We start from the raw sequence: 25,101 nt of genomic DNA on the forward strand, positions 1-25,101 counted from the left end.
TATCCCCATAACGCAATTTCTTTGTTTACGGATGACATCACCATGGCCCTTATTGTTGTCGAAACTACGTACGATCCCCCCATTGACCAGGCACTGTGGGATGAGCTAGTGGAGCGGTCAGCCCCCTGCATGACAGAGCGTAATGTCATCTGGAAACGCACCTATTTATCGCGCGATCGCAAACGCAGTATCTGTGAGCTTGACGCGGCTGATGCTGACACAGTCCGGGCTGCTTATCAACGAGGCAATGTCCCCTATGACACCATTTGGTCAGCCGATTTAGTGGATGAGCTACCGGCAAGTATCGAGAAATCATAGGGCCTACACCCAGGGAACGCCCAAAAGACGGTTAGGGAACGCAGCAGTTTCTATTCTTGAATCATGAAAATTCCAACTCTTTTTGGAGCCCATGATGACAACGATAGACTCCCTAACCTCACTGACCATTGAAGGTAATACTCCACCGTTTGACACCGACAAGTCTGCAGACTTTGCCGAAAACTTGCTCAACATCCTCAACAGTGGTGCCCTGGCCCATATGCTATCCATTGGCCATCGCACCGGGCTATTGGACACGCTAGCTGAACTGCCGCCTGCCACCAGTCAACAAATTGCCGATGCGGCCAAACTGAATGAACGCTATGTTCGCGAGTGGTTAGGGGCCATGGTCACTGGCCACATTGTCATTTACTACAGTGGCAACAAAACCTACCGGCTACCGGCTGAACATGCCGCCTGGCTCACCCGCAGCGCCAGCCCTAACAACATGGCCACCACCATGCAGTTTATTCCCCTCATTGGGGGTGTCGAAGATGCCATTGTCGATTGTTTCCACCAGGGTGGCGGCGTTCCCTATGCGGCCTATCAGCGTTTCCATACGGTGATGGCAGAAGAAAGTGCGCAAACTGTCATCACCGCCCTTGAAACCCAGATTTTACCCCTGGTCCTTGGCTTAAAGGAACAACTGGCTGAAGGCATCTCTGTCGTTGATATCGGCTGTGGACAGGGACGTATATTACACACCCTGGCCAGCTGGTTCCCCAACAGTCGCTTTGTCGGCTATGACCTATCTAGCGACGTCATTACCTGGGCCAAGGCCGAATCACAACGGCTGGGGCTACAAAATGTGACATTTCAGGTACAAGATGCAGCCTTGATTGTGGAAGAAAATCAGTATGACCTGGCACTCTCATTTGATGCCATTCACGACCAGGCACAGCCAGGTATCGTCTTACAAAATATCTACCGAGCCCTGCGACCAGAAGGGCTCTATCTCATGCAGGAGATTCAAGCATCTAGCAACCTAGAGGATAATCTAAATCATCCTGTAGGACCATTGTTGTATAGCATTTCCTGTAATCATTGCACTGCCGTTTCCCTAGCAGCAGGCGGTCCGGGGCTGGGAGCCATGTGGGGTCAAGAACTGGCCCTGGAAATGCTACAGACTGCGGGCTTTAGCAACATCGAAGTACAACAGCTGGAAAACGACTTCCAGAACACCTATTATCTCGCCCGCAGGCTCTCTCAATAGCGCCAGGTGCATGGGCGCTAAAGCACTCACCACAGCAATGATGATCACCTAAAAACCAGCGAAATTGATTGATTAGCCCCTGTTTCTTTAAGTCTGGCCACATGAAAAATTTTCTCTCTTCCATTATGATTTCCCACCGTAAACAGCTGCTGATTGTAGGCCTTGGTCTGGGCCTAATGGTGATAGCGGCTAAGTTAACCCAGTCAAACGTGTATGCATCAGACCCTGTTATTCAGAACGAACAACAGTTAAACACACCACAATCGGATACGGATGATTTCTCAGAAATTATTCATCAGATTTTTCCCTAAAAGCCTTGCAATTAGATTAGTTCAGCAGCGTAACACCTGCAGTCATCCCTATCAAACCTATGATGCGACTTTTGAAAACAGGGGTTAGTGCAGCCCTAATTTCCACCATAATCAGTGCTCCAACACTGGCTGCCACCCTGACACCAACCGAACAGGTGCAGCAGGCAGTGAACTGGTTCACGGGCTTCTTTACCAACCAGGCACAGGTTAACAGTGACCCTGCCGTGCCGCTGCTGACCATGGAAAACTGTGCCGTACCGACCAGCAGCACAACGACCTCGCAATATGTCCATTTAGAACAATTTTTGGGTGACACAGGTGGGTTACTCCGCACCCGAGCCTATGGATTTAGCCCTGGAACCACAGGTGTTGACCTGAGCATATTTAGCTATCGCAATCTCGGCACTGCCCTAGGCACCTGTGACCAAGCAACGGCCATTTCAGACCTGAGCGATCTCCTCACACCCAGCTGTGACCTGACATTAACCTACAGAGAAGACGAGTTTTTTGGCACCAATGTCCCAACGGGCTGTCCCACCAGCTTCCCAGTGCCCGGCAGCACCGTAGTTTCAATAGTGACCATCGCCGCCAATACCGTTGACTCCACCGATACATTTCTCTTACCCAACGGCGGAGCCATTGGCACTCCTATCACCTTGAATCGTGTGAGCACACCTGAACCGACATTGATCGTTGGCGTTATCGCGGTAGGATTACTAGCAACCGCTGGTTACAAACGACCATAGGACTAAGCGTCAGCAAATTCTCCGTTTCTGCAATTTCAAGTTGCGAGCTCAACTTAAAATTCAAAATTCAAAACTCGCCTTAGTCTCCAAACACCTGCCCCGTACCAGCCTGCTACAGCTTTAGAGAAGACATCATGGAATCAAGTTTTTTAACCGCAGTTTTTCTACCGCTAGCCCTGTTTATCATCATGTTAGGCATGGGGCTGAGCCTGACAACTCGCGATTTCCAAAGGATTCTGACCGAACCTAAAGCTGTCATTCTTGGACTGGTTGCTCAGCTAATTATGCTGCCAGTGGTTGGCTTTTTGTTAGCTAGCCTTTTCCCACTCTCACCGGAGTTGGCCGTTGGTGTGATGATTTTAGCCGCATGCCCAGGCGGTCCCACATCCAACATGGTGACCTACCTGGTGCAGGGAAATGTTGCACTTTCTATAACCCTGACAGCTATTAGCAGCCTGATTACAATCGTTACTATCCCCCTCGTGGTTAACTTTGCCATGCAACAGTTTATGGGGGAGGCAGCAGCTATACAACTTTCTTTTTTAACAACGGTTATTCAAATTGCCGTCATTACCCTCATTCCTGTTTCCATCGGCATGGCGCTTCATCACTACGTCCCCAGGTTTGCCGCCAAGGTGGAAAAGTGGGTTAAGTGGCTGTCGTTGTTTTTCTTGGCGCTAATTATTGTTGGTCTGCTGGCCAAAGAACGGGCCAATGTCGCCAGCTTTTTTGTCCAGGTGGGTGGAGTCACGCTGGCTTTAAATGTGCTGACCATGGGATTGGGATTTGCGATCGCAACCCTCGCCAAGCTCGACGCCCGCAGTACAAAAGCCATCACCGTTGAAGTGGGTATTCAGAATGGCACCCTAGCCATCGCCATTGCCAGTGCACCCACCTTTTTAAATACCCCCAGCATGGCAATTCCCGCCGCCATCTATGCCCTAATCATGTTTGCCACCAGTGCAGGTTTTGCCTGGCTAATCCGCTACAAGAAAGCGGTGTCTGCCAGTTCACAACAACAGACGCCAGAGAGTAGCGAAAGTCGTTTATGAAGCTATCCATCTACGGCCACCGGATATACATAGAGCATTGGCAGCACGAAAGCTGGTTTTGCTGACTTTGCCCCTCAGCTGAACGTGTTCAGGGATCAGAATCTAGCCCATCACTAAGGGGACTGTTACTCCTACGACTGATGTAAAAAAGGCAATACAAACCAGAGGGGGGCCTTCTGATCGAGAGTTACCCTGGCCGTTGCATGCATACCGGCCAAAGGAATCATATTGAGACTGCTCGCCGACCACTTATAACCACTACTCGTATCAGGATCAGGTGTCAGTTCTATCAACACCTCAATCGTTGCAGGAGCCGTTGGATCTTCTAATTCACGTACCCCATCCAGGGTCATTACCATCGGTAGTGATACTTCACTGACTTTACCCTCAATGCCACCAGCCGCTTGCTTATTACCTTCCACATCCGGGATCAGCAGTACGTCCATACCGCGCTCAATCTGAGCCAGCTCCCCACTGGGAAAATGAGCCACACCCACCAGCTCACCAGACTCCCCCTCAGCATAGGCCAAAATGGCATGGCTGCTTGTAGTTACTGGGATCCGACCCTCACAGGCCCAAACAATAGTAGCCCCCAGCAGCCCACCAATCGTCGCTAGAGGCAGCCAACTGCGCGGAGAAACGATTTGCATAAGCTGATCAAGCTGCTCTGGCGACGATAAACGCTCCAAAGCTTCTTGACGAAAAATACTACTGTCGCCCATCCGAAATCTGGCCTCTAATAACGAAGGTTGATAATCCAGTAAAATTCACCTATTATCTATGCCCTTATAGCAAAAAGTTTAGCTTTTTTGGAGATACTCAGGAGATTTTAAGTATTCGAGATGCATTTACGTAGAATCTCTGACAATTGGCTTTTTATCTCTTAATAAATCCTCAGAAAACTCGTTGAAAGCCAACGGATCATTAAAAGTTCATGAGAAGTCACCCAAACCTCTTCCATTTTTTGACATGCTCGATATTATTGGAAAGTCCTGCATTGTGCATTTGACGATTGAACAGGACTTCCGTTGTTTCTACATTGAGGTAACTTCCATGGAAGAGCAGAACAAGAACGTTACTGACGAGCAATTGTCTGATGATCAACTAAAGGATGTTGCAGGCGGTAACAAGCTTCATGAGCAGCGTCTTGAGCACTTGGACAACCAGTCCAAGAGCGTTAAAGATATTCAAGCAGAGCGCCTTGATCAGCTTGATGAGCGTACAAAGTAAGTCCAGTAACATCTAGATACAGTGACTCAGACCATGGGTTATCTGTATTAATGCTCAAAAAGTAATAGCCCTGCTAGCTCAAAAACTAGCAGGGCTATTTTTATGCCTAATACGTCTGCAACTCCTAACACTTCTATCACTTCTGCCACTGTTGTTTGTTGCTTTTTTTATCAAAATATTGTTGATGTTCTTCAGTGGCTAACCAATAGGCAGTCGCCGCAACAATTTCAGTCACTATTGGTTTACTATATTGACTCGCAACAGTTCGCTTAGATTGGTGGGCTAGCTGTTGTTGTTCTTCGGTGTGATAAAAAATTACTGAACGATATTGTTCTCCACGATCAGCACCTTGACGATTAAGACTCGTCGGATCGTGGATTTTCCAAAAAGTTACTAATAGTGCTTCATAGCTAATTATGGCCGAATCGTATTCTATTTGAGCCACTTCAGCATGGCCAGTAATGCGAGAGAGTACGTCCAAATAACATGGGTTTTCAAAATGTCCCCCCATGTAGCCCACGGACGTTTTGGTTACCCCTGACAGTGAGCGAAATGCCCGTTCTACTCCCCAAAAACAACCGGCTCCAAATGTTGCCACTGCAACCATTTCAGTAATCTCCGACACATTATTTTCACTGAGATAAGTCGAGTAAAGCTGACTCACCTATCTAGTAGTGTAACGGTCGATGAAACCAAGGTAATTGTTCAAACTGTGTTCACAGGATTGTCTTGGCATCTGTTCAACTTCGAGATGCTACTGTCCGTGGGGCTCTATCTCAAAAGCAAGTTAATTCAAATCGTTCTTACAGAGCACCCATGGGGCTTAATTCACAGGCCAGCACACTAGTTTTAGCAATCGGCATCATACTCACAAGCTGTGGCGGTGGCGGCGGCAACGAAGACAAGGCTAGCAGCGGCACAACAGAACCACCCTCTGCCATCGAAAATAGTTGTACAACTATTTTGGCAGAACTGTTTGCCGACCTGCTGACCGAAACCAATACTATTCGTCAACAAAATGGAGCAAGGCCACTGAGTTTTTCTTATCGGCTAGGCAGAGCGGCGCAAGCCCATGCCCAAAATATGGCGACTGAAAATTATTTTAGCCATAGAAGTTCCAATGGTTCAACCCTTGCGGATCGGATTACGAGAGTCAACTATGATTACAGTACCGCTGGTGAAAATATTGCAGCTGGCTACGATTCAGCTGCCTCGGTGGTAACAGCCTGGTTCAATAGCCCTGGCCATAAAGAGAATTTGCTCAATACAACCTATACCGACATTGGTTTTGGTTTGCATTTTGACAGTCGTTCTACCTATGGCAATTATTGGGTACAAAACTTTGGTCACGCTGATAGCCTTGCCAGTCATGATGAGCGTGCCTACATTCCTGATGAGGGTGACTGCAGCATTGGTGACAATATCGCTAGCAACTATACAGCTGTTCTAAACAATGTAATTGTGGCTGATGTTGCTCCATTATCGAGTAGCCATCACCATCAGCCCGTGAGTACTATGGAGCCTACCCTGGGTTTAGGAGTTCTATTTGCGGCCTTAGGGTTCAGCTGTTCTAGAAAGAAAGTTTAAAGGACTTCCATCATTTAAACTTTAAAGAAGGGTATCCACAAGGGAGTGCCCCTACAGGATTGTTCATTTTTAATTATGTTTACTCTTCAACCTTGGGATCAAAGAGTTCTTGCCCTGATTGATAAAACGTCAGACCGCTAACAGTTTCTGCTATAGCACCCTGAGATACATCACCCCAAAAATGGCGGTAAGATGCCTGCTTAACCAAGTGCCGCTCCCCCGAGTCCGTACCTTAGTGCAAGAGGAGTGTAGCGGATGATAATGCTTTAAAGTAGCCCCATCTGGAGTTTTTTGATACTTCCCAGGAATAAGTCTGATGATGAATGGTTCGATTTAGGTAGCTGGCAAAATCCAAGGCTACTGCACGCCGATCCGTTCGACCGTATCTTGCTCGGTCCGATCACATCAGGTGAGGGTGACCATCAGAATAGCTTTGTCAGGTATTTGCGTCTGTTCTTTGGACTATCATCCTTGTTCCGGCGCAGCGCGGTTGCTAAACAGCACTCATAATGTCCTCGTATTCTTGGCAGCTCAGTATTTTGGGGCTAACGATAGGAATTCCAGAGTCTACCAAGAAGAAGGGCGTCTGTTTATAACTTCCATCAATACGTGCCCTGAAAATTCTAGTTACATTACGGATGATTGTAACGATGAGGTCTACTGGGTTCGATTTTATTTCTCCTTTTGAATATGTTGTATTAACAGGTATGCATGTAGCCCCAAAGGCATTATCCAGTGTGATCTCGGACGACTCTAAACAGTTATGGACAAGGCCAATGAAAGACATTTTATAGATTGGTAAAGTATTTCCGATCGGTGTATTACAGCAAGTCGTATACCAGCGCAGTAAACCAGTTTCAGTAAGTCGCACACATGCTAATACTTCAGTTCCTTGAGTAAAGGAAATATTTTTTGGCAGCGTCTGAACAATGTCTGTCCCACCATGACGATCAAGGATTTCACTCCCTTTGCCTAGAAAGTGAGCAAATGCCTGACAATCCTGGCAATAGCAGATGACCCGATTCGCATGGGTGACATCATCAACAGTACCTTTAAGGCAACCACATTGACACTGTATTGGATGGCTCATGTCTCATTTCCCCAATAAACAGAACTTAATTGCTTTTGCTGTCTAACTGCTGTTTATCTATTATTAGATCCACGATCTACCTTTTCCATCTATCTCCCTACAAAGAGTTGCTATATTGCAAACGTTCAGTCTATCCAGCCCAATCAGGAAGATAGGCTACAAACTATCCCTAGGGAGACACGGAGACGGGGAGAGCTTGAGCAATAACCGATCTCTGCGTCTCACCCTGCCCGTGTCAGTCCTACTCACAATTTAGACCTTGATAGACTACTCGGCTTTTTTTAGCAATGTTTTGCTGTAAGCAAATTTTAGATGAATAATGATCTGAAGTTGATTGGTGGTGGCTGATGTCTAAATTACGTTTGGGCTTAGAGTGGTTTTTAAATCCAGATCATGTGCCTCTATTAGTAGGTCTTGAGCAAGGATGGTTTGCGGACGTTGGTTTGGACTTAGAACTGGTTGAACCCTCAGAGCATGTGGATGCGATCGCAGAACTGCAAGCTGGCACCCTCGATATCGCGGTTACAGAGCCGGTTCATCTGGTAGAAGATCGAGGTAAGGGCCATGCCGTGGTGGGTTGGGCTCGCTTTTTGCATACCAATGGTGGCGTCATGTACTTTACAGGACGCGGTATCGAGCGACCGAAAGATATGGTGGGCAAGCGCATACAGTACCCCGGTGCACCGTCTGCGTTAGGGCGGGCCATCGCTAAAACCATGATTGAGGCCGATGGCGGTGACTTTACTGAAGATGCCATCACCTCTGTCGATAATGGCTTTTTGCATACCGATGCACTGATTGAGGACAAGGCCGATCTGGCAACGCTGGTGTTCTACAACTTTGAAGTGATCGAAGCTCGACAGAGCGGTTATGATGCTCAGTTTTTTGCGCTTAAAGATTGGGGCGTTCCTGATTTTTGCCAGCTTATTCTGATTGCAACGCCCGAATTGTTGCAACAGCGGCGACAAGACTTGCAGGTATTTTTGAAGGTATTACGACGGGGGATTGACTTTATTCACCAGCATCCTCAAGCGGCCCAAGCCATTTACGACCAGCGTACCGGAGCCTATGCAGGCGATCAGACCGGGCAAGCCATCTACGATGCAACAATCTCTTGTTTTACCCACGACTTTTCCATGAGTGCGGATTACTACGATCGTCTACAAGCCTGGATGCACAACACCGGACAGATTCCCCAATGCTTGTCAGCTAACGACTATTGGACTAACGCACTGGCACTTTAGATGTTTTTATTTTTTATTCAGAAACCGGCTCACTGATGATAAAACGACCCACCAACATTTACGACCAATACCACGCCCACGTTTATTTCGATGGCAGTTCTGTGGCAGCAGCCTCCTCACTATGTCAGAAGGCTGGAGAACTGTTTGGAGTGAAAATAGGCCGATTCCATCAGAAACCCATTGGACCGCACCCTTGCCGGAGCTGTCAACTGGCATTTGATAAAACCCAGTTTGATCAGCTGATCCCATGGCTGGAAAATAACCGAGGAGATTTCACGGTGCTTGTCCATGGGCTGACAGGAAACGATCTGCAAGATCATACTGAACATGCTTCCTGGCTCGGAAAGCCTATGCCACTAAATCTATTGATCTTCGGGGATTAGCATGGGTCTAAACAAAGCTCTTTAAGCGATGGAAACTCACTCTGGCCATTGTGCCTTAGGGAGGAAAAACTGACCCCTAACGTAACTAATCAAAGCCCATTCAGCCAGTTCAAAATTGATTCATTGACCACCTCTGGGCGTTCATCATGGGGACAATGGCCAGTCTGAGGGATGGCCTGAAAGGTCGTTGGTGGCTGGGCACTGGGGGACTCACTGAGAGTCTTATATACGGCTGCTCCTTGAATCGGAGTCCAGGGGTCATTTTCCCCCCAGAGCACCAAGAGGGGCTGCTGAATTTTAGGTAACAGATCTTCGGGCTTTGGGCCAGCAGGTGCGGTCACAACAGAGGCAAACACTTTTTGGGCCCCTGGATCACAGGCAGGGCGATGTAGCATATCGACCAGTTCGTCTGTAATGGCGTCTCGATTGCGATAAACCTGCTTTAAGGAACCCCGAATTCGAAACTTACGCCGCACTTCATTAAAAATAAAGGGACCAAATAGGTCAGAACTAACGAGCTGTGTAAATGTTCCCATAACAACTCGTAGGGGAAAATTCAGTTCATCCGGGCGATGGTTAAGGCCCCCGGCGCAGTTGAGGATTACTCCCCCTTGGGTCATGTCTGGCGCATTAGCCAGCATCATCAGGGTAATGAGTCCACCAATGGAATTGCCAATAAAGACAGCCGGTCGCCCAATGTGCTCTTGCCAATAGTCCTGCAGCAATGATTCCCAAATTTCGAGAGAGTAGTCGAGGGCCGGTTTATCCGATGCACCAAAGCCTAAGAGATCCAGAGCATGCACCTGATAGCCAGCTTCAGCCAGGACAGGGATATTTTTGCGCCAATGCCCGACCGATGCGCCAAAGCCATGGACTAGCACAATTGGTAATCCAGCCCCCTGAACGGTATGACAAATGCGGTGCCCTCGCCAGGTCCAATATTGCTTTTCAAGAGCGGTGGTTAATTGAGCGGTCATAGATGCTTTGTTAGGAGAAGAAATGAAAACGAGCTGCGTTGACGGCAGAGAGTCCTTCTTCATCATAAAGCGGTTCTTGTTAGAGGGGGGGCCCAGTATTGGGGTGGTCTGGGTGATTTTGGGCAAGACCTGGTTGCTTGAGCGCAGGCTGTGGCTGTGTGGTGAAATGTGCGATCGCGATCCCTATGATCAAGATTGACTGTGCAAAAGGTATTAATTCTTATTTAGCTAACGCACATGTATCGCAATCTGGCAAGAGCCCTATACTGAAAACTTGATGAAGCTGTCTGGATAACTCCGGCATTAGATTTTTATCCAGACAGTTTCGGGATAACTCCGACTGGGAGGTATTTATCTAGACAAAGTCTGGATAACGCATAGGTAGGTCCTAGTGGGATAGGCTGCAGATATAATTACGACCTTGTGAAAAGGTAGAGCACTGTTGGGATAGTCATCGGGAGATAGATTATCACAGCAATTGTTCGTAAAAATGGACATCTGAGCACAACTTTAAGCAGATTTGGTCTCGTACTGCCCTAGTTGCTTTCTGGGAAAAATTCTCATTTTTTGATACCTCCTGATCTTTGCTCAGGCATGGCGAGAATTACTATAGTTGATAGTATGGATCTATTTAACTCAATAGAATTGACTTCTAATCTCTATATGGCGTACCAGGAAGAAAATACAAGTCAAAAGCAGAAGGATTCCAAAATTCAAGGCTTTCTTGCTACTCTTAATACTTTCAAAGTCGGATTTATCAGTGGTTTACTGATAACGTTCTTGGCATCAATTGGCGTAGGACATTTGTTCCTTAACATCTTTAAACTAGGTTCTGTATCTATTGGTGACAAGAGCTTCGGTCAAGTAGCATCTCCCGTAAGCAGTACAGATGACTCAAACGTACAAGACGTTGAATCTAGTCAAATTGAACAAAATGATGGTGAGGTTCAAAACTCAGAAGGTATAAATCAGGCTATTGATGGGACAATCAACCAGGAAAGCTCAAATAACCGAACTTCTAATGAATTAGGGAGTAATCTCGAAAACAGTGAAATCAGTGGAGAAACTGTATCAGTAACAATTAACTATAACAGTAACGCAGACCTTCCAGGTTTTGACCCTAATAAAGGATATGTAGAGACACCACCGGACATTGGTCAATTCAACGATGCCATATTAATTACGAATGTTGGCCTAGGATCACAATATGCTACGTTCTCGACTAGAGAAGTGTTTATTAATAAAAAAAAGTATGATTCTACCTTTTCTCTAATTACTGATGGAAATTTGCCAACTAGAGTAAGCTTTAACCTAGAGCTCCCAGGCGTCAAGGCAGACGGTGTTTTCTTGCAGTTTGGATTAGCAGATCTTTCTTCAGGAACAACAACACTCACCTATTTAGTAAATGTTTTTGGTGATGGAGAAATTCTATGGTCAAACCAGATCAAGTATGAAGAGTCACAAATTTCTTCTGTAGTTCTTAATACTACAGGCATACAAGACATCTATATTGAATATCAAGTTGTTGAGAGTGCTGGCATTAGTAACTCCAGACTTAGAAATTACCCTCTTTATTTTACGGAAGCTAAAGTTCTAGAAAATTAATGACTCTAGTGTTGCACTCTCCTCACTATTTATCCAGAAAACCATGAGGAATGACTGGACTCTCTTCCTCGCACTAATCAGACGGGTAAATGCCCTCTGCAATAAACTGATGCACACTGGAATATTTCCACTCTTGTGGCCTCTTACACAATCCATGATGGGATAGATCGCTTACACAAGCTTCTGTACAATCTCTATAGTTCCGAATTCTTTAGCTAAATTCTCAAGCGAAGCTGTTCCCCCTGCTAACTCTGGTTAGACATAGACAGAATAATCAAACCGCTAAATTTACCAAGTTTAGCAAAATCAAAAATCATCGTATGACCCTAAAAGAACTACACCTTCAGGAAAGGTATAGTCAGCAGAGTTATAATCATCTAAAGGGTTATCTCTAAGATCAAGCTCTTCCAAACTTGTAAGTTGATTAATACTCTGAGGAATATTTCTTAATTGGTTCCAACCCAATATCAGGCCAGTTAAGTTGCTAAGCTGAGCAATCTCACTAGGTATTGATTGAAGATTATTACCCAACAGATCAAGATGAACCAATTTGTTAAGTTGGCAAATTGATAATGGCAATGATTTGATCTTATTAATTCCTATGTACAGAGCCTCTAGAGCTCTCATATCCGATATCTCTGCAGGTACGGCGTCTAATTGATTATCCTCAAGCCTTAAGTACTTCAAAGATTGCAGTTTCGTAACGCTAATGGGAAACTTAACAAAAAAGTTCTTGCTAAGGTTTAAGTCCTCAAGGGCATCATTCTCATCTATTTCAATAGGCAGTTTTTTGAGACGATTATCATCCAGTAGAAGAATTTTGAGGGATTTCAATTGAAGAGCTTCTGAAGATACTACGCAAATTCGATTAAAAGAAAGATTAAGCCATTCCAACCCCTCTAAACTAGACTTGTCTAGATCGATTACAGTGAGCCTATTTCTAGAAACATCTAATTCCTTTAATCTAATTAAACTTGAAATCTCTTTTGGAAACAGTTTGAAATCATTATTGGTCAAAAAAGCTCTTTCAAGCTGCTTTAATTGAGAAAAGGAATGTGGTAGATGTGCTATTCTGTTGGAACTTAAATTGATTTCCTCTAAGCTACTTAAATTACCTATCTCTAATGGCAGTTCTACTAAATGATTAGACGAGAGATTGAGTTTTATGAGCTGATTAAGCTCACCTATGTTAGAGGGCAACTCGTCTATCCGTTTGCCTGATAGGTCGAGACTCTTTGTGCCATTACGGGCAGCTTGTTCTAGAACTTCAATTAACTCTGACTTCTCCAAAGCTCCTTTTTCACCATTAATAAACTACATACTGTTAGAGAAATCTGGGTCAAATAAAGAAGTAGGACATGAACCGTTCTCAATGCAGAATCGCTCTAACTCGCGAGCATACTCTTCTTCAGTATTACAGTCATCGAAGTCGCATGGGAAAATTGGCGTCATCATCTGGCAACGTTAAGAGGCGATGAAAATGTTCCGGCAATAATACAATAGCCTCGATTGAAAATGGATGGTGTTTTTTAACGGTAATGAAGGCGTCTCGAAGTGCTCGACGTACCATATTACGACATAATCAAGGAACCCGTTGATAGGTGACTTGGGTGATAAAGTAGGTACCTCCAGCCATGTAGGGACGACGGTAATTTAGCATCTTGAGAGCGGCAGTGATTATGTTCACTAGGGTGCCCAAGATGGAGTGGTGTTCCCGAAGGCGGTGCGTTCCAATTCTGGGAGAAGTATGAAAAATGTCTGTAGTCAGGAACGCACCCTACGCTTGCTTCAAGGAAATCCATCTGAAATCTTTGATCTGCTAAAGCTTAAAATTTTTCGAGAAAATTATTATAGTGGTCAAGGTCCTAACGACAGCGAAGAAGGATCGCCTTAAAGTAATCAAATCAATGTAAGAAAATAGAGTTATTTTGGTAATTGGCATCGGTTAACATTGCGTTGGTGCGGCGGAGCAAAGATCATCAACTACAATTCAAGATGCTGACCGCCGCACAATTCCAACGTTATGTGACAAAGGCATATGGATGACATCTTCGCAGATGCAAACCGCCGAGAAGACCAACTCTACAATGAACTCGCAGCTAGCCCCGTTAGCGAGTTGACCGGCGTTGTCAGCTCTAATGGCGTCGGTGCTGGAAAATCCGGTGGACAAGAACTTTGGTCGTTGCTACTCACCTTTGATGCGTGGCGCGTTGGCTCAGACCCGGTCCGAACTGAGTCCCTCACGCTTCGCCGTCGAGTCACCGATGTCGAACTTCGGACGTTTCAAGCTTTAATAGATGCAGAAACGATAATCAGAGTTAGGGCTCGCATCGCCGAGAACAATGTACTTGGTAGCCCCCAGGGGCAGCTTGAAGAATTCATCCAAGTTGATCTGGCAGATTCCGAGTTGCACACACATTTGGCCGAACTCCAGAAACCAGTAATACATCAAGACAAGCGATTTGGCACTCTTACGTTCGATCGACAGGTAAGCTGGTATTCCGGCAATGTGAAATGGCATGGTGAAGCCGTCGACTTGAATGTGAACGTTGAAGAAGCTGACGAACTCATTCCCGCACTCCATGTCGCCTACGCGCTCTGGGATGCCGAATCAGCTTGGAGTAAACGAGTCAGCGACTATGCTGTTGAAAAACTCTTGCCACTGAAGAACGACAACTGGCTTAGCGATGAAGAAATGGAATTATCACCAGAGAAATTCAAGAAGAAAATGACTTTGCAGTCTATCTCTGTCTATCCGGATGGCGAATTTGAATTCTGGCACGACGATGGTGATTTATTCTGGGGGCACTCAATCCAGATATCGGGCAACCTGACCGATGGGCTAACCCATGCTGACATTCCCGGATAGTCACATAAGACAGACGTTAGGTGTCTTGAGTTACTGGTTAAGATGTAGCATAAAATAGCTCTTCAGAGCCTAGTGATAGGTCATCTTGGTATGCGAAGGATACGAGATATTGAGATTACTGCTCAAGGAGTGAAAAGTTACTTCATCGACTGGGAAGAGGGATTTTTTACAGGCAACTGTTGCCAGGGAATTGAGTTAATAGAGACTGAGCAAGGACTGACATTTACGCTTGATGTACCTGGAACTTTGCGAGTCGCTTGTACTTCGCTCGAAATCTTGCAGCACCCGGACGGGAAAGAGATTGTTCAACCTTGGTTTAGCTCTACTGATTTTTCTGCTTATGCTATATTGCAGAGATTACCAACCCCGGAAGATTGGATGAATCACTTTCACGAACAAGGTTGGGATGTAGTTTGGCGTTATTACCATAGTAATGAACAAGCATTGGATCGAGTCCCAAATGATTACACAGGATGGTTCCTTCAGCTTCGTTCTCGCTTAGATGAAAATCCACAAGGTTTATTTTTTAAGCACTGTCAGTTAGAAGGAGAGAAATTTTCACTGAGCTTGTATAATGATGACCCTGCCATACAAAGGTTGTGGGTTGAGGCAGGAAAGTATGTTGCAAATTTCCCAAAAGTATCGGTTTGGTGCGGCAACACTATTATGAACCAAACAGAGTGGCTTGCCCATCTCGCGCAATTCGACACCTAATATAGGATCTGAGGTGGACGCGGACGCTTATTCACTGGGCGTCGTTCGGTATTTTAGCCGCGCCGCTAAGTTCGAACATGTTAGGCAATGTCGGAAGTTCCACAAAATAGTCGGACCTGAGAGCAGTGTTCTCCTTGAGCGCAACAAAGCCGTCTATATCGAGATACCTAAAGTCGCCTGCACGAGCCTAAAATCGAGATCGCACCGCTTGTGGGTGTCGACCCCAGAGCCATCATCGCTTCTACTGCGAAATACCCGGCAACAGCGATGCGGGTCGGCTTAACTGGCACATCCGTTGAACCCTCAACCAATGCTAATGCAAACTCACTATTCTGTTCCCGTCACCCAAGGAGCATATTCTATGGTGTTAGTGCCTTAGCAAGAGACAATCAAAGCATCTGGCATTGAACCAGCCAAAAATATAAATCGTTTGCTTGTAGCATGGATCGACTTATATATAATAGGCATAGATATACACAATCCAACGAGCGTCATCCGTAAACGCTTATAAGTGAGCAGAGTATCTCTTTGTAAGGAATACTACAAATACAAATTTTGCCTTAATTGGCTTAAAGGGGCGGTTATCAAAGCTCAAGATAGCTTTATCACCCCTTTTTTGTTGATGCTCGTTATGAATATTTGTTTCAAAAAGAACCCGAAATCGTCGCTCTCTGAATAAATTTACAATAATTTATCGTACTACATCTGGCAAAGCCGATAAAATTCGTCTATGCGGACGAAATCACCCTCCATTATGGATGGATAGAATTTTCACAACGTAAAGTGCTGCTTTTCGACAATAGCCTTTGTAATGTATTTTACATGGAGTTGAATCGATCTATGCACAATGATTACCCAACTCGTTATTCTGTGCGTGAGCTAGAACGATTACATGCTCGTGGTAATAAAAAGCCGCTTGAGGATTTGATGCGTGCCTGGAAAGGTATCAAAGAACTTCCCCCGGATGACCTGGACTCATTTTTTCGGATTGGGGGATATCATGGTGAACCCTTTATTTATCGACCTTGGGTTGATAATTTATCAGAAATCGATACTTATGTTTACTGGGGTGGATATTGTAATCATGGCAATGTTTTGTTTCCCACATGGCATCGAGTCTATGTCTATCGTCTAGAACAAGCGTTACAACGTATTGTTCCAGGCGTAATGATGGCGTACTGGGACGAAACTAGCGTAGAATCTCTGGCTGAGGGCATCCCTCATTCCCTTACTGCTGAGAAGTTTACTTTTAGCGATGATGACTATAACGGAGAGTTAAAAGGTAAAACCATTGATAACCCTCTTCGCTCATTTGTTTTGCCTGTTGCAGTCTCTGATGAAATGAATGTCCCTAGTCAAGGAGATATCAATCATCAGTATGCAAAACCCAAAGGCTATGAAACAGTTCGCTATCCGTTATCTGGCCTAGTGGGGACGCCAGAAGCTCGGCAGGCTACTAAAGCCCACAATGATCAGTATCCTGATCCAATCGGTCGGACCCAAAAACTCAACGAAAATGTAATCCAGTGGCTAATCGGAAAACCCCCGACAGAAGTAACTCAAATGCCACCTGGGCAGCTTCCAAAAAAGTTGGATGATGAGCCACAACCAGCAGAGGAATTTAGCATTTTTCTCAGGTATCTCAGATGTTTGGATGCTCCAAACTATACTGTTTTTTCCAACACGACATCCGCGGCGGCATGGAATCATGGTTCAGAACAGGCAGATATTGCGATTCCATTAGAAGATCCCCATAACGATGTTCATCTTGCTGTGGGAGGCTTTGATCTAATCATTGAGGGAAAAGAAGATCAAGATGGACTATTAGCAGGCGCAAATGGTGACATGGGCGAAAATAATACGGCTGCCCTAGATCCAATTTTCTTCTTCCATCACTGCAATGTTGATCGTATGTTTTGGGTATGGCAAAAGAAACAACAGCAAAAGCAAAAACTTGAAGTTATTGCCCAGTATTCTGGCACTAGTTCAACCGATTCGCAGGGACCGACACCCGGTTTTGCCCCCAATTCCAGCCTTGATCTGAACTCGCCGCTTCATCCATTTACTAAGACTATAGATGGTATGGAGGTTCCCTATACATCTGAAGACTGCATTGATATTGAAAACCAGCTTAACTTTACCTACAGTATTGGGTCGCTTGATCCAGATGGTGAAGAGATGTTTCAAGCAGAGAAAGCAAGCCATGACGATCGGTTTAGCTCAAAAACGTTGGTGGTTACAAAAATTGACCGGGCCTTATTTCAGGGGTCGTTTGTCTTAAGAGCCTATGCAGAAGTTGGAGACAAGACCTACTACCTGGGGCACCATTCTGTTCTCAGTCGTCGGAATGTGGTGAAGTGTGCCAATTGCCTGACCCACTTGGAAGTGAATGCGTTTTTCCCCTTGAGCAATGTCCCGGCAGAAATTGTGGATAGTGGGCCAATGAACTCTGTAGAAGCTACAGATAGTGATCCCATTCACTATAAAGTACAAATTCATCATCGGGGTGAAAAGTTACATCCGAACTTGGACATTGCCTTCCATATAAAAGGTTAGTGACTTTTGCAAACTAGAATTCAGGGTAAATCTCTTCAGGGTTTACCCTAATTAACTTGTGATGCGGAAAGATCGCTTATGGTGTTCTTTCTTTTAGGCCTTTGAAATACTTCTGAAGTATTGTTCAGTTTCCTGCGTAAATCTCACACTTACTTCTTGCAATTTCTTAATAAGGAGATACCTCCCATGAGTGCCGTTTATCCCCCACTGACTGAGAAGATGAAGCAGTTGATTGCTGAGTTACGAGATATTGTTAGTAATCCTGTTGTAGAGGCAGCCTATAATGATGCGATCGCTAATGTGACTCCCCTCATTGAACCCACTGGAGAAAGGAACCCGTGGATTGGTCAAACTATTGATTACTTTGTTGAATATTTTGAGCAATGGTTTACTTTCTTACCACAGCCGAATGGTGGGCTTGGCAAGATTGTTCCCTTTACCTATTTTTATCGGAATAATGAAACCGCATTTTTCTTTCTCAATCAGTTGAAAAGTCGAAGGAAAAACGCACCGTATACTACTGAAATATTTAACTGGACGGTAAAGTTTATTCTTGCTCGTGGAGAGTTTATGGACTCTCCAGAATCTAAGCAGTACATCAAAGAATGGGAAGCGGCCCCCGCCACCCAAATACAGGACTTTATTATCCCAAAAGGTGGATATCAGTCTTTTAATCAGTTCTTTACAAGGGAATTAAATCCTGAGGTAAATGCTCGTCCGATTGCAGCATATGACGATGATTCCATATTAGTGGCTCCGGCTGATTCAGAAATCAATTTCATAGAGTCTGACTTGACCTTGACCACTGATCTTCGGGTTAAGACTAGAGAAATCAACGTTTTCGAACTTCTAAACAAGTCTCAATACGCTCAACATTTTGTTGGAGGAACTGCGGTTTCATGTGTATTGATGCCCAATAACTATCATCGATTTCACTCTCCTGTAGCTGGCAATATTGTTGAGTCGATGGATGTCCCTGGTATTTACAATGGCATTACGGATGGTGAACATTGGTTTAATCACTTCAACGTGGGTGAAAGCACAACGAATTTCAGTATTTTTGAAGATTTTCATCGTGCTTATTACATTATTGAAACCAAGAAATATGGTTATGTTGCATTAATCCCCGTGGGGTTAAATACCATTAGTAGTATTAGTGCATCACTTGTCAACAATCAATCCACAATGGTCCCTCCTGACGCCTGTCCAGTAGCTGTTAAAAAAGGAGATGAGTTAGGGCACTTTGCCTATGGTGGCTCCCTGAATATTCTACTGTTTCAGTCAGGTGTATTTAATGCAATTTCGGTATTAATGGGACAGCGGTTAGGAAGTTTATCGTCGGTTAGCAACTGACAATTACAATGCATCTCTCAAAACAAGTATAAGCCTTTCAATTAAAGCAATGAAACATTTGCCTAGAGTTTTAATGACTCTCTTTTCGGTAGGCATATTTTGCTTATGCCTGAATAGTCCTGCATGGGCAACTACTGAGAGTAGTCCGTCATCCCAGTATTACAAACAGCCCTTAACGGCTCCTGCCCAAATCCAAACAAAACTGGGTGAAACAGGAATTGAAGCCACCATTTCAGTGGACTATAACATTCCAAATAATGCAGGTTATAAACCTGGTCATTCCTCTCTCAATCCTCGTTCTATCATTGGTCCAGATGTGGTTTCCCTACGGAACTATACAATTCTGGATGTGGCTCAAGGAGAATTTACAGTTGCAAACCTGAAAAGTAAAATTCCAATCCTCAATAATAAAAAAACGTGGGTTACTGATTTGATTGGACCAACCCTTCGCGTCAAACCTGGAGATACTATCACCCTGCATCTGATCAATAACTTGCCTGATGATAGAGAGGCTGGCTATAAGCAATGGCTAGACCAAGGCTATCGGCAAATCAGCAAGAATCATCCTGAGATTACCTTTAATGAATATCGCCAATATCATACTCGCCAAGATTATTTTGATGAGGGAAATGTGTCATGTATTGGTAATGGTTTAGTGTCCAATGCCTCCTGTAACATGACGAATTTTCATACCCATGGTCTTCATGATTCACCGATGACTGTGCCAAAGATGAAGACAGAATTAGCGGCTACAGGGCAAGCCCCTGAAACCATTCCAGAGGAACTGAAATACTGGATTGGTGATGACGTGATTGATAGCCTGTTACCAGGAGGCAATCAATGGGATATCAAGATTAAAGTGCCACAGGAGCATCCGGCTGGAACATTCTGGTACCATCCCCACCAACATGGGACCACATCGGTGGATTTGGCCAGTGGCCTAGAAGGGGCCATCATCATTGATGATATCGGTCCAGAAATCCCTAATTTTAATCCGGATCAAATGGAGAAGAACGATGGGAAGAAGGTTAAATCGTTAGATGCCATTCTGGCCGATGCAGGAATTCATGATCGCCTCCTTATGTTTCAGCACCTGCCCTATGAGGCCCCTGATGGGAAAAGTGCTTGTATAACAACAACTCCTTGTGAAGTCGGTTGGGCCGAAAATGGAGCACAGGATGCCAACTTTGCAGGGCAAACCTTTACGGGGTATACGTTGGTGAATGGCCAAACCTATCCGTTAATTGAGATGGCTTCTGGTGAGATTGAACGGTGGCGTCTGATTAACGGAGGAGTAGCAGAACCACTTTCCCTATCTATTGTTCAATTAAGCACAAAAGGCATTGGTAGCCTAACAGGTACGCTTGATGCTCTGGTTGCACCTAATCGCCTTCCTTTTCTGACCAATACCAATACTAATCAGGTTGTTATTGGAACCGGGGCAACTACAGCAGATACATGGTTAGCCGATACCCGTAACTTTACGCCTCGCCAGGAAGATACAGGAATTAGCAGCTTACCGCTAAATATTATTGCCTATGATGGCATCACCACGGGGCAGATTGAGCGTCACACCACCTGTCCCGGTATTAGTGGGAGTTCCTATGCAAACTGCGTGACGATGGGGCCGGGAAATCGTGTGGATGCGCTAGTTCAATTTCCTACTCAAGGAACGTATTTGGTGCTCAAAAGCCCTAATTATAGGTATTTGAGCAATGCTGTTGCCGCCAGCACGGAAGACATTGCGGCAATTATAACGGTGCAGGGCCGAAACACCGATCAAGTGCTACCGCCAGAGAGTGAACTTCTGGCCTATGCCAATTATCAGTACTATCCGCCTGCCCCCAAAATGGCTACTGTATCTCCAACCGCTAAGTATGAAGGACACTTTATTTTCTTCCCAGCTGCAAAAACAGGGCCTGCTCCAACACATCCAGATGAGACACGGTACATTAACAATATTACCTTTGGCTTTGCCTTTAGTTGTACCGATGAGAGCAGGGACAAGAATAAGTGGTGCATGGCAACTGACTTTTCATCAGCGTCTGAACTCGAGTTTGATACCCCTGAAAAGGGGCTAGATTATGAGATCTTTACGGAAGATATGAGGCCGATTGTACTGACGAAAGAAGCATTGGGAGAATGGACTCTGAAGGTGGACGATAATGGTACGATTCAATCCGCCCATCCATTTCATATTCATACCAATCCATTTTATTTGAAGGAGATCAAAACCTGTGAGAAGGCTGTAACCACCATTAAAACGCTCAAAAACACTGCAGCCACCTATCAAAACACCTACGCAGATTGCACATCGACAACTCCTAATCGCTGGCAAGACACCCTACTGGTACAACCCAATCAGATTTCGACATTCCGCTATCAGCCTTTAGATTACGAGGGATCGTTTGTGTTTCACTGCCACTTTGTCGATCACGAAGATAATGGCATGATGCGTTGGGTCAAGGTCTGCGGTAAGGATAATATCCAATGTATTGAACAAGAAAAGTATGGGCTTTTGCCCGACTTTACTCCAGATGATCTGTAGGCTTGTTATTTGGATTAAATCTGTTGCTACAACTTTGTGGCTTTCACAATTTAGGAGTAGGTTTGTTTTGTTTTATACAGGTCGTGTCATGTTGGGTTGTAATAAATATAATCAAAATAGACTGTAAAATTATGCTCATTAACGTGCTGAGACGTACCATCGCTAATAACGGCAATATATCCCGCAAAAATCAATGACTGCCTATTTACACTGTCTATGCACATCAAGTAGAGAAAATTGAACTATGCTAGATGCCATTTTTGACAATGCTTCTGAAGCTGATTTAGGACTATTAGAACAAGAGCTTAGTAAAATACTTTTGAATGGCGAGAAAATCATTAAAGGTTTCAAATTGATGCGAGACTTCTTTGTTTTTACAGAGCATCGCTTGATCCTTGTCGATGTTCAAGGACTGACAGGTAAAAAGAAGGAGTATCACTCGCTACCCTATAAATCTATTACCCATTTTGCAGTGGAGACTGCTGGTGGTTTTGATCGAGATGCTGAAATGAAGATTTGGATTTCAGGTGAGTCATATCCCATTGAGCGAGAGTTCAAACGTAGTGAAGGAAAGATCTTTGAAGTTCAGAAAATTTTGGCACACTATGTATTAATGAATTAGTCAACCGATCAGGAAAGTTAGCAAGCGTAGCGTGACTAAAGCATCACCTCCTTCTATCCTTCTCTCTCTCTGCAAATAGATTCTTGAGAACGCACCATGTTCATGAATTCCTTGAAGGGTGTGGAGATCGCACCTGAGCAGATGCGATCGCTAAGCCCTAACTAATCTTCACCTTTTTGGTCAAAATCGCCATTACCTCATTGGGTCGCCCGGTGGGTAGCGGACGGCTCCAGTCGTTGGGCTCGGTGTAGTTGAGCTTATGCAGTAGTTTGATGGTGGTTTGCACAAAGGTCAAACTACCCAGCAGCAGATGCCGTCCGGTTTCATAGGAGGATTCTGGCAGTGGGGCAGGCTGACGGGTGAGCGCATCTGCGCCCTGGGTTGGGTCTTGAAACATGGTTCTGGTTCTCCAGAGAAACGACAAGGAAAGCCAGAACCTAATCTCTCAGCCCCCACAAGATGCATGGCAAATCGCAGGGGTTGAGGCATAATAAGCCCAGCCCAAAGATTGCTTAGGAATCTGCGGGTTAGCCATCGGTTAGGTGTAGCCGCACCTACCGATGGTGCCAAGGTATTAGGTTCTAGTAGAACAGCTGCACCAACAGCGCAGCATTGGGTAACTGTAGAACGGGCCTAAGGCTTTCGTCAAGCAGGCTGTAATAGGCTGTATCACTCTGTTATCAAAGCACTTAGGGGATACTTTTGCTCTGGAAAATGCTCATTTCACTGGTTTAACTGTCAAAAACGGCAGATATTGAATCCATCGATCAAGGATGTTCGAGATGACGTAGCCCCGTAAGCAATATATGTATCATCGGTTACGCATTTTTGTGGGCGTCTACAGTGCTTGACTGATAGATAGACTGGAAAAGTAGATCTAATATATTGTTAGCCAGACCAAGGAAGTGCATGGAAATTCGCCGCACCACTCTCCGTAATCGAATCGTCAGTGCCTTGAGCAATGCGTTAAGCACCCTGCCTTTTGTTCTGGCGGGCTGGGAAGGCGGGAGTGCCGCGTTCGATCTTGTGGATGAGTACTCCGATATCGATTTAAATTTCCTGTTGGATGGTGCAAACGCAGAAGAACCCTTTTACGCCGCTGTCCAGTTGGCCTTAGAAGAGGTATCGCCCGTAGTAGCTTGCCACTCCGAGCCTCCTGGCCGATACTTCAAGCTGGCTGCTAGCGGAGACTTTCTATTGGTGGATGTATGTGTTTTCCAGAAAGGAGACTACGTCGAGTATCTCGACCCTGAACGCCACGGGAAGTTGCAGCCACTCTTTGACAAAGGGGAGTGGCTACGGTTTAAGCCATCAGAGAGGGACTCGCAGGAAACTCGCCGGGCCAAGCGCAGTCAAGACCTCGAAGAGTGGTTTTCCGTGAGTCAGAGTTTTGTCCAAAAGGCGATCGATCGCGGTCAAGAGGCAGAAGCCCTTGCCGCGTTTTGGGGGTACACGCTTAAACCACTCGTGGAACTGCTTCGCATGCGATATTGTTCCACACGCTGGGACTTCGGAATGCGTTATCTTCAGCGAGATCTTCCAGGCCCCGTATACAATCAATTGCGAGACATCATGTTTGTAGGAGAACCTTCTGACCTAAAAGAACACCACGCGAAAGCGGTGGTTTGGGGGCAATTGCTACTTCAAGAATTGGAGCTATCCAGAGCAGGCGATCCGCCGCCGAAGGCTGGCTAACACTACGCTGCATGCAGGTGAGATTGAACGTTATGCGGCCCAAATACATTGAAGTCATCCTAGTTTTTTCGTTAGCATCTCTTGTGGAATGGATTTGAAGAATTGAAGCCTAGGAAGCAAAACGAAAAAATCCATTTCTGGATAGATCCGCTGTTAGGCGATCTAGAGCTACTACATGCAAAATATTTGACTCACTCTTTTGGCCGCCATGCTCACGAGGAGTTTGCGATTGGGGTTATCTATTCTGGAGTCCAGGCTTTAACCTATCGCCGCTCTGAACAATTATTAATGCCAAAGGGTAGTATCGCTGCGATTAACCCAGCAGAAATTCACACCGGCTATGCAGCTAATATTGAAGATGGTTGGGCGTATCGTATGCTGTATCCAGCTTCTGAGTTGTTGCAGCAGATTGCTGTTGAGATTACAGGCTTTGAGCATGATGTGCCTTTCTTTCCTACACCCGTAATTTTTGATCAGAGATTAGCGCATCAAATTTATCAGATGCATTGGGCTCTTGAAGATCCCCATACATCAGCCATAGAAAAAGAGACATATTTATATAATGTTTTATCCAAGCTGATTGTGCGTCATGCGGATAGACAGCCTTTGGTGCAGTTAGTGCCTAAAGACAATCGAACGGTGCAGCTCATTCGAGATTATTTAGAAAGTAATTATCAGCGTAATATTTCATTAACTGAACTATCCAACCTCACTACTCTGAGCAAATTTCATCTTTGCCGAACTTTTCAACAAGTGATGGGTTTACCACCCCATGCTTATCTCAATCTAATCCGTGTACAGCAAGCTAAACGGTTACTGAAATTAGGAATCCAAATTTCACAAGTTGCGCTAGATGTTGGTTTTTATGATCAAACCCATCTAACCAAACGATTTAAGGCATTTTTAGGCATTACTCCTCGTCAATATGCCATAGGCACCGCAAAAACGTACTAGAATCCTGATGCTCCTTTTATCTAGGCTTGTGGCT

Annotated in this window: 27 protein-coding genes; 20 read left to right on the plus strand and 7 right to left on the minus strand. The window is 45.1% G+C overall.

Annotation, left to right across the window (positions count from 1 at the left end; translation table 11 throughout):
- The first annotated feature begins 42 nt into the window (after positions 1-42).
- The 5 genes from DXZ20_RS21065 (at position 43) to DXZ20_RS21085 (ending at position 3,640) form a co-directional block, all read left to right on the plus strand.
- Entirely contained in the window at positions 43-318 is a 276-nt protein-coding gene (locus tag DXZ20_RS21065; protein ID WP_163671495.1) for a nickel-binding protein, read from the plus strand.
- A gap of 94 nt (positions 319-412) precedes the next feature.
- Positions 413-1,531 carry a class I SAM-dependent methyltransferase gene (locus DXZ20_RS21070; protein WP_250566166.1) on the plus strand — a complete coding sequence of 373 codons (1,119 nt, stop codon included), beginning with the start codon at positions 413-415 and terminating at the stop codon, positions 1,529-1,531.
- Positions 1,532-1,632: 101 nt separating this feature from the next.
- Positions 1,633-1,842: a hypothetical protein gene (locus DXZ20_RS21075; protein ID WP_163700408.1), complete on the plus strand. Its 210-nt coding sequence runs from the start codon at positions 1,633-1,635 to the stop codon at positions 1,840-1,842.
- A gap of 59 nt (positions 1,843-1,901) precedes the next feature.
- Positions 1,902-2,588, plus strand: coding sequence for a CpcT/CpeT family chromophore lyase (locus DXZ20_RS21080; RefSeq protein WP_163700410.1), 687 nt, complete (start codon positions 1,902-1,904; stop codon positions 2,586-2,588).
- A gap of 134 nt (positions 2,589-2,722) precedes the next feature.
- Complete coding sequence (locus DXZ20_RS21085) at positions 2,723-3,640, plus strand: bile acid:sodium symporter family protein (protein ID WP_163700413.1); 918 nt, start codon at positions 2,723-2,725, stop codon at positions 3,638-3,640.
- 131 nt (positions 3,641-3,771) lie between these two features.
- On the opposite strand, the gene DXZ20_RS21090 is transcribed toward DXZ20_RS21085, so the two are convergent.
- Positions 3,772-4,362 carry a hypothetical protein gene (locus tag DXZ20_RS21090; protein WP_163671491.1) on the minus strand — a complete coding sequence of 197 codons (591 nt, stop codon included), beginning with the start codon at positions 4,360-4,362 and terminating at the stop codon, positions 3,772-3,774.
- 331 nt (positions 4,363-4,693) lie between these two features.
- On the opposite strand from DXZ20_RS21090, the gene DXZ20_RS21095 reads away from it, so the two are divergent.
- A complete protein-coding gene (locus DXZ20_RS21095; protein WP_163700415.1) occupies positions 4,694-4,870 on the plus strand; it encodes a hypothetical protein in 177 nt (58 codons plus the stop codon).
- Positions 4,871-5,006: 136 nt separating this feature from the next.
- On the opposite strand, the gene msrA is transcribed toward DXZ20_RS21095, so the two are convergent.
- Positions 5,007-5,477, minus strand: coding sequence for a peptide-methionine (S)-S-oxide reductase MsrA (msrA, locus tag DXZ20_RS21100; protein ID WP_163671904.1), 471 nt, complete (start codon positions 5,475-5,477; stop codon positions 5,007-5,009).
- 209 nt (positions 5,478-5,686) lie between these two features.
- Here msrA and DXZ20_RS21105 point away from each other — a divergent pair, with 209 nt between their 5' ends.
- Positions 5,687-6,457: a CAP domain-containing protein gene (locus tag DXZ20_RS21105; RefSeq protein ID WP_163700420.1), complete on the plus strand. Its 771-nt coding sequence runs from the start codon at positions 5,687-5,689 to the stop codon at positions 6,455-6,457.
- 79 nt (positions 6,458-6,536) lie between these two features.
- Here DXZ20_RS21105 and DXZ20_RS38285 read toward each other — a convergent pair whose 3' ends face one another.
- Together DXZ20_RS38285 and DXZ20_RS21110 are read right to left on the minus strand one after the other, a co-directional pair.
- Positions 6,537-6,665, minus strand: a complete 129-nt coding sequence (locus tag DXZ20_RS38285; RefSeq protein WP_284681687.1) for a hypothetical protein — start codon at positions 6,663-6,665, stop codon at positions 6,537-6,539.
- A 285-nt stretch (positions 6,666-6,950) separates the two neighbouring features.
- On the minus strand, positions 6,951-7,547 hold the full coding sequence (locus DXZ20_RS21110) for a DUF6151 family protein (RefSeq protein WP_163700423.1): 597 nt from the start codon (positions 7,545-7,547) through the stop codon (positions 6,951-6,953).
- 347 nt (positions 7,548-7,894) lie between these two features.
- Here DXZ20_RS21110 and DXZ20_RS21115 point away from each other — a divergent pair, with 347 nt between their 5' ends.
- Both DXZ20_RS21115 and DXZ20_RS21120 read left to right on the plus strand, forming a co-directional pair.
- Positions 7,895-8,791 (plus strand): ABC transporter substrate-binding protein, encoded by an 897-nt coding sequence (locus DXZ20_RS21115; RefSeq protein WP_163700426.1) that lies wholly within the window; start codon positions 7,895-7,897, stop codon positions 8,789-8,791.
- Between the two features lie 35 nt (positions 8,792-8,826).
- Positions 8,827-9,174, plus strand: a complete 348-nt coding sequence (locus tag DXZ20_RS21120) for a DOPA 4,5-dioxygenase family protein (RefSeq protein ID WP_163700428.1) — start codon at positions 8,827-8,829, stop codon at positions 9,172-9,174.
- An 89-nt stretch (positions 9,175-9,263) separates the two neighbouring features.
- Here the strand turns inward: DXZ20_RS21120 and DXZ20_RS21125 are convergent, their stop codons facing one another.
- Positions 9,264-10,151, minus strand: a complete 888-nt coding sequence (locus DXZ20_RS21125; RefSeq protein WP_163700430.1) for an alpha/beta fold hydrolase — start codon at positions 10,149-10,151, stop codon at positions 9,264-9,266.
- A gap of 22 nt (positions 10,152-10,173) precedes the next feature.
- Here DXZ20_RS21125 and DXZ20_RS21130 point away from each other — a divergent pair, with 22 nt between their 5' ends.
- Together DXZ20_RS21130 and DXZ20_RS21135 are read left to right on the plus strand one after the other, a co-directional pair.
- Positions 10,174-10,350, plus strand: coding sequence for a hypothetical protein (locus DXZ20_RS21130; RefSeq protein ID WP_163700433.1), 177 nt, complete (start codon positions 10,174-10,176; stop codon positions 10,348-10,350).
- A 422-nt stretch (positions 10,351-10,772) separates the two neighbouring features.
- The gene (locus tag DXZ20_RS21135; RefSeq protein WP_163700436.1) at positions 10,773-11,756 is read left to right on the plus strand and encodes a hypothetical protein; all 984 of its coding nucleotides are present in this window, start codon (positions 10,773-10,775) and stop codon (positions 11,754-11,756) included.
- Between the two features lie 306 nt (positions 11,757-12,062).
- Here DXZ20_RS21135 and DXZ20_RS21140 read toward each other — a convergent pair whose 3' ends face one another.
- A complete protein-coding gene (locus DXZ20_RS21140; protein ID WP_163700439.1) occupies positions 12,063-13,046 on the minus strand; it encodes a leucine-rich repeat domain-containing protein in 984 nt (327 codons plus the stop codon).
- A 457-nt stretch (positions 13,047-13,503) separates the two neighbouring features.
- On the opposite strand from DXZ20_RS21140, the gene DXZ20_RS21145 reads away from it, so the two are divergent.
- The 7 genes from DXZ20_RS21145 to DXZ20_RS21175 all read left to right on the plus strand — a co-directional run bounded on the left by DXZ20_RS21145 (position 13,504) and on the right by DXZ20_RS21175 (position 22,418).
- Positions 13,504-13,650, plus strand: coding sequence for a hypothetical protein (locus DXZ20_RS21145; protein WP_163671483.1), 147 nt, complete (start codon positions 13,504-13,506; stop codon positions 13,648-13,650).
- Positions 13,651-13,794: 144 nt separating this feature from the next.
- Positions 13,795-14,625, plus strand: coding sequence for a DUF2262 domain-containing protein (locus tag DXZ20_RS21150; protein ID WP_163700442.1), 831 nt, complete (start codon positions 13,795-13,797; stop codon positions 14,623-14,625).
- A 90-nt stretch (positions 14,626-14,715) separates the two neighbouring features.
- Positions 14,716-15,339, plus strand: a complete 624-nt coding sequence (locus DXZ20_RS21155) for a hypothetical protein (protein WP_163700445.1) — start codon at positions 14,716-14,718, stop codon at positions 15,337-15,339.
- Positions 15,340-16,179: 840 nt separating this feature from the next.
- Entirely contained in the window at positions 16,180-17,895 is a 1,716-nt protein-coding gene (locus DXZ20_RS21160; RefSeq protein ID WP_163700448.1) for a tyrosinase family protein, read from the plus strand.
- A 186-nt stretch (positions 17,896-18,081) separates the two neighbouring features.
- Complete coding sequence (locus tag DXZ20_RS21165; RefSeq protein WP_163671479.1) at positions 18,082-19,248, plus strand: phosphatidylserine decarboxylase; 1,167 nt, start codon at positions 18,082-18,084, stop codon at positions 19,246-19,248.
- A gap of 73 nt (positions 19,249-19,321) precedes the next feature.
- Positions 19,322-21,796: a multicopper oxidase domain-containing protein gene (locus DXZ20_RS21170; protein ID WP_163700451.1), complete on the plus strand. Its 2,475-nt coding sequence runs from the start codon at positions 19,322-19,324 to the stop codon at positions 21,794-21,796.
- A 244-nt stretch (positions 21,797-22,040) separates the two neighbouring features.
- Positions 22,041-22,418 (plus strand): PH domain-containing protein, encoded by a 378-nt coding sequence (locus DXZ20_RS21175; protein WP_163700454.1) that lies wholly within the window; start codon positions 22,041-22,043, stop codon positions 22,416-22,418.
- A gap of 157 nt (positions 22,419-22,575) precedes the next feature.
- Here DXZ20_RS21175 and DXZ20_RS21180 read toward each other — a convergent pair whose 3' ends face one another.
- On the minus strand, positions 22,576-22,815 hold the full coding sequence (locus tag DXZ20_RS21180) for a hypothetical protein (RefSeq protein WP_163700457.1): 240 nt from the start codon (positions 22,813-22,815) through the stop codon (positions 22,576-22,578).
- A 512-nt stretch (positions 22,816-23,327) separates the two neighbouring features.
- Here DXZ20_RS21180 and DXZ20_RS21185 point away from each other — a divergent pair.
- Together DXZ20_RS21185 and DXZ20_RS21190 are read left to right on the plus strand one after the other, a co-directional pair.
- Complete coding sequence (locus tag DXZ20_RS21185; protein WP_163700460.1) at positions 23,328-24,113, plus strand: hypothetical protein; 786 nt, start codon at positions 23,328-23,330, stop codon at positions 24,111-24,113.
- Positions 24,114-24,215: 102 nt separating this feature from the next.
- Positions 24,216-25,067, plus strand: coding sequence for an AraC family transcriptional regulator (locus tag DXZ20_RS21190; RefSeq protein ID WP_284681688.1), 852 nt, complete (start codon positions 24,216-24,218; stop codon positions 25,065-25,067).
- Positions 25,068-25,101: the final 34 nt, after the last annotated feature.

The organism is Adonisia turfae CCMR0081 (genome assembly GCF_011009555.1).
Lineage (GTDB): Bacteria > Cyanobacteriota > Cyanobacteriia > Phormidesmidales > Phormidesmidaceae > Leptothoe > Leptothoe turfae.